The sequence below is a fragment of the Sediminicola sp. 1XM1-17 genome (assembly GCF_037203765.1).
Taxonomy (GTDB): domain Bacteria; phylum Bacteroidota; class Bacteroidia; order Flavobacteriales; family Flavobacteriaceae; genus Sediminicola.
Window position 1 is genome coordinate 1 of record NZ_JBBCAS010000016.1, and the last position, 5,677, is coordinate 5,677.

At 47.3% G+C, this 5,677-nt stretch carries 3 protein-coding genes; all 3 read left to right on the top strand.

Going from position 1 to position 5,677, the window contains the following annotated elements; genetic code table 11:
- On the top strand, nucleotides 1–576 hold a 576-nt coding region (locus WAA86_RS15275), incomplete at its 5' end, for a hypothetical protein (protein ID WP_337301892.1).
- 3 nt (nucleotides 577–579) lie between these two features.
- Nucleotides 580–1,728 (top strand): gliding motility-associated C-terminal domain-containing protein, encoded by a 1,149-nt coding sequence (locus WAA86_RS15280; RefSeq protein ID WP_337301893.1) that lies wholly within the window; start codon nucleotides 580–582, stop codon nucleotides 1,726–1,728.
- 167 nt (nucleotides 1,729–1,895) lie between these two features.
- Nucleotides 1,896–5,677: hypothetical protein (locus WAA86_RS15285; protein ID WP_337301894.1), on the top strand; the 3,782-nt coding region annotated here is incomplete at its 3' end.

The window sequence follows — 5,677 nt, forward strand, 5'->3', positions numbered from 1 at the left end:
ACGCAGAATGCCGTGAAGACCTATGTGGACAATGAGATCACCGCTTCCAACCAGACCATCGTCAGTGGGGATGCGGGAAATATAATTAACATTGGAACTGATGGCGGTTCAATACTTACATCGCTAAACGATGCCGATGCGGACCCTGCCAATGAAATCCAAAACATTAATGAAGTCCTTACGGATGGTAACAACGCTGGAGGCATAGTGATCCAAAATATTGGAGCACCTATTGCTGGCACCGATGCTGCCAACAAGGATTATGTGGACAATGCAATAACAGCATCTAATCCGATTAAAGCTTATGGTTATATTACTTTTTCCCCAGTAGGCGGTGCAGCTGTAGGTGTTTCACTTGTAACAAGAATTGCAGCTGGACAATATCGATTAACTTTTTCAGCAGGTAATTCAAGAACTTCTACCATTTATCCTATACAACTAACGCATTTTGGGTCCGGAACTGAGAACGTGGATATTTTTGTGAGTAATCAGACAACAACAACTTTCGATATAAATATCACTCAATCCGGCGGTTATGTGGATAGAATTTTCTATTTTACTGTATTAGATTTTTAATCTATGAGAAACCTTTTTTTCATATCATTCCTTATTCTCAGCCTTGGACTCCAAGCCCAGACCGCCTTGTACAATAGCGGGAATATCCGGATCCATGAAGAGGGACAGATTGGTTTCCATACCAACCTCATCAATGATGCCTCTTTTGACCAAAATGTAGGTTTGGCTGGGTTTTATGGGAACAATGCAATCACAGTTTCCGGGGCCTTTATGCCCATTTTTTATGATATCGAATTTTTTAATGACAATGGGGTGTATCTCAACACATCCATGGCGCTGACCAATGATGCCAACTTTGTTGGTGGCGATGTAATCACACCACGCAATCTGCTGGATATTTACCTCAACTTCCTTCAAAATGGGGACTATTTCAGCGTTTCAGATATCACAAAGGTTGATGGCTATGCCGCGATTACCGACAAACAATTTTTTAGTTTTCCAGTGGGCAATGCCCAACAAATAAGACCTCTGATCCTGAATTCTGAAGCTGTCAACACCTTGTCAAAATGCGCCTATTTCTTTGAGGATCCCAATAACCCAACAACTTTTGCCACCAGTTTTAATACTTCCAGAAAAACAAGGGATGTTGATGTGGTCAGTACCACGGAATTTTGGCATTTAACAGGAAATGTCCCTTCCACCATAACCATCAGCTGGAACCAAAACAGCAATATCTCAAGACTTACGGATGCCGCATATAAGGTGGGAATTGCGGGATGGTCCAAAGTTGGTAACCAATGGGTTGATTTGGGCAGTGTTGCGCAAGGGGGCGATCTTACAGATGGCTTTGTGTCCTCTGAAGTATTTGTACCGGATGATTATGCTGCCATCACCTTGGCAAGCTTGGCCATTCCTACTGAGGTAGTATCGCTTGACAACTATTACCTTACTCCCAACAATGACGGACTCAACGATGCTTTGGTGATTCCTGAACTGGAACAATCGCCCAACAACCACGTACGGATATTCGATCGTTTTGGCCTAAAAGTATTTGATAAGGTAAATTACACGAATGAATTTAGAGGTTATTCCAACACAGGAAATGTCGTTGTTGGAGAGAAAAATGGACTACCCGCCGGAGTGTATTTTTACCTGGTCACTTTGGATGATTTAGGAACTGAATATCAGGGTTTTTTATACCTGCGTCGGTAATTTCCCACGAGCCCCTTAGTCGTTGAACGGCCCATTTCTTGGCTGAATTTTTCCCGTTACCATTTTCACCACAAATACCTATAGGTACACAACATTTAGTTACTTATGAGAAGTCCTTGGCCTAATTTTATGTGCAATAACCACGCATGCCCAAATTTTAGTACTAAATGGACTTTAAAAAAATACTTTTCCTATTTTTCATCCTAGGATCTTGTTATACTTCCGCCCAGGTAAAAATTGGAGCAAATCCAAATAATATTGATGCCGCTTCCATTTTGGAAATGGAAAGTACCACCAAGGCATTTGTACTCACCAGAGTTTCTACCCCTCAAATGCAGGCAATTGTTCCGCTAAAGGGAGCTTTGGTATTCAATACGGATACCGAGTGTATTTATTACTATGACGGAAAAAAATGGAACAATCTATGTTCATCTTCAGGAAAATCAGAAGCCGTTGGCATTGTTTCCACAGTAGACAATCAAAACGGCACATTTACGTTCAATTATTCTGACGGCACCAAATTTACCACATCCAATTTAACAGGTCCAAAAGGAGAGCAGGGTCCAGCAGGCGCCAATGGTGATAAGGGACCACAAGGTGATAAAGGAGAAACCGGTGACAAAGGTCCTCAAGGAGACCAGGGTATCCAAGGTCCAGACGGAAACAAAGGAGCCACTGGTGACAAGGGACCTCAGGGAGACCAAGGCATCCAAGGTGAGAAAGGATTAACCGGAGACAAAGGTGAAACAGGCGATAAAGGAGAAACCGGGGACAAGGGACTACAGGGAAAACAGGGCATCCAAGGTCCAGAAGGAGATAAAGGAGCTACTGGCGACAAGGGATTACAGGGAGACCAAGGGATCCAAGGTGTTCAGGGTGACCAAGGACCTGAAGGAAATAAAGGAGCTACTGGCGACCAAGGTCCACAGGGAGATCAAGGTGTTCAGGGTGAGAAAGGTTTGACTGGAGATAAAGGAGAAACCGGGGACAAGGGACTACAGGGAGACCAGGGAATCCAAGGTGACAAAGGTCTAACTGGAGATAAAGGTCCACAGGGAGACCAGGGTATCCAAGGTGAGAAAGGATTAACCGGAGACAAAGGTGAAACCGGCGATAAAGGAGAAACCGGAGACCAAGGAGCCACTGGCGATAAAGGACCGCAAGGAGATCAAGGAATCCAAGGTGTTCAGGGTGACAAAGGTCTAAATGGAGATAAAGGAGAAACTGGCGACAAAGGTCCTCAAGGAGACAAAGGAGCTACTGGCGACAAGGGTCCACAGGGAGATCAGGGCATCCAAGGTGACAAAGGTCTGGCCGGAGATAAAGGTGCTACTGGTGACCAAGGACCTGAAGGAAATAAAGGAGCCACTGGTGACCAAGGACCACAGGGAGATCAAGGAATCCAAGGTGAGAAAGGATTAACCGGAGACAAAGGAGAAGTCGGAGATAAAGGAGAAACCGGGGACAAAGGTCCTCAGGGAGACCAGGGAATCCAAGGTGACAAAGGTCTAACTGGAGATAAAGGTCCACAGGGAGACCAGGGCATCCAAGGTCCAGAAGGAGATAAAGGCGCTACTGGAGACAAAGGTCCTCAAGGAGACCAAGGAATCCAAGGGGAGAAAGGATTAACCGGAGACAAAGGTGAAACCGGCGATAAAGGACCACAAGGAGATCAAGGAATCCCAGGTGAGAAAGGAGCTACTGGTGACCAAGGACCTCAGGGAGATCAAGGTGTTCAGGGTGAGAAAGGTTTGACTGGAGATAAAGGAGAAACCGGGGACAAGGGACTACAGGGAGATCAGGGCATCCAAGGTGAGCAAGGATTACCCGGAGACAAGGGACTACAGGGAGACCAAGGACCGCAAGGAGACCAGGGTATCCAAGGACCAGAAGGAAACAAAGGAGCTACAGGGGACCAAGGACCACAAGGAGATCAAGGAATCCAAGGTGAGAAAGGAGCCACTGGCGATAAAGGTGAAACCGGAGACAAAGGTGAAACCGGGGACAAAGGAGCCACTGGAGATAAAGGTCCTCAAGGAAATCAAGGGATTCAAGGTCCAGAAGGAAACAAAGGAGCCACTGGGGATCAAGGTGTTCAGGGCGACAAAGGTTTGGCCGGAGATAAAGGTCCTCAGGGAGACCAGGGAATCCAAGGTGAGCAAGGATTACCCGGAGACAAGGGACTACAGGGAGACCAAGGAATCCAAGGTGACAAAGGATTAACTGGAGATAAAGGTGAAACCGGGGACAAAGGAGCCACTGGCGACAAAGGACCGCAAGGAGATCAAGGTGTTCAGGGTGACAAAGGATTAACCGGAGACAAAGGAGAAGTCGGAGATAAAGGTCTAACTGGAGATATAGGTCCACAGGGAGACCAAGGTATCCAAGGTGACAAAGGTGAAACCGGAGATAAAGGTGAAACTGGAGACAAGGGACCTCAGGGAGATCAAGGCGTTCAGGGTGACAAAGGTCTAACTGGAGATAAAGGCCCACAGGGAGAACAGGGCATCCAAGGACCCGAAGGAAACAAAGGAGCAACTGGAGATAAAGGTGAAACTGGTGACCAAGGACCACAAGGAGATCAAGGAATCCAAGGTGAGAAAGGATTAACCGGAGACAAAGGTCCACAGGGAGACCAAGGAATCCAAGGTGACAAAGGTCTGGCCGGAGACAAAGGTGCTACTGGAGACAAAGGATTAACTGGGGACAAAGGTGAAACCGGAGATAAAGGTCCTCAAGGAGACCAAGGTATTCAGGGTGTTCAGGGCGATAAAGGAGAGTCCGGTGATAAAGGTTTAACCGGTGATAAAGGTGAATCTGGAGACAAAGGTCCTCAGGGAGATCAGGGTATCCAAGGTCCAGACGGAAACAAAGGAGCCACTGGCGACAAAGGATTACAAGGAGACAAAGGAGCTACTGGAGATAAAGGTCCACAGGGAGACCAGGGAATCCAAGGTGACAAAGGTCTAACTGGAGATAAAGGTCCACAGGGAGACCAGGGCATCCAAGGTCCAGAAGGAGATAAAGGCGCTACTGGAGACAAAGGTCCACAGGGAGAGCAAGGAATTCAAGGTGAGAAAGGATTAACCGGAGACAAAGGTGAAACCGGCGATAAAGGAGAAACCGGAGACCAAGGAGCCACAGGCGATAAAGGACCGCAAGGAGATCAAGGAATCCAAGGTGAGAAAGGAGCTACTGGTGACCAAGGATCTCAGGGAGATCAAGGTGTTCAGGGTAAGAAAGGTTTGACTGGAGATAAAGGAGAAACCGGGGACAAGGGACTACAGGGAGACCAGGGAATCCAAGGTGACAAAGGTCTAACTGGAGATAAAGGTCCACAGGGAGATCAGGGCATCCAAGGTCCTGAAGGAAATAAAGGAGCAACTGGAGACAAAGGTCCACAGGGAGAGCAAGGAATTCAAGGTGACAAAGGTCTAACTGGAGATATAGGTCCACAGGGAGACCAAGGGATCCAAGGTGTTCAGGGTGACAAAGGTTTGCCCGGAGATAAAGGAGACACTGGAGATAAAGGTCCTCAGGGAGATCAGGGCATCCAAGGTCCTGAAGGAAACAAAGGAGCAACTGGCGACAAAGGTCCTCAAGGAGATCAAGGCATTCAGGGTGACAAAGGTCTAACTGGAGATATAGGTCCACAGGGAGACCAAGGGATCCAAGGTGTTCAGGGCGATAAAGGAGAGACCGGTGATAAAGGTTTAACCGGAGACAAAGGAGAAGTTGGGGATAAAGGTCCACAGGGAGACCAGGGCATCCAAGGTCCTCAAGGAGACCAGGGTATCCAAGGTGACAAAGGTCTTACTGGAGATCAAGGAGAAGTTGGAGACAAAGGTCCGCAGGGAGACCAAGGTATTCAGGGTGTTCAGGGCGATAAAGGAGAGACCGGTGATAAAGGTTTAACCGGAGACAAAGGAGAAGTTGGGGATAAAGGTCC

What these genes read in the sequence shown, in the direction of transcription:
- WAA86_RS15280 (WP_337301893.1), top strand. Translation starts at nt 580, where the DNA reads ATGAGAAACCTTTTTTTCATATCATTCCTTATTCTCAGCCTTGGACTC.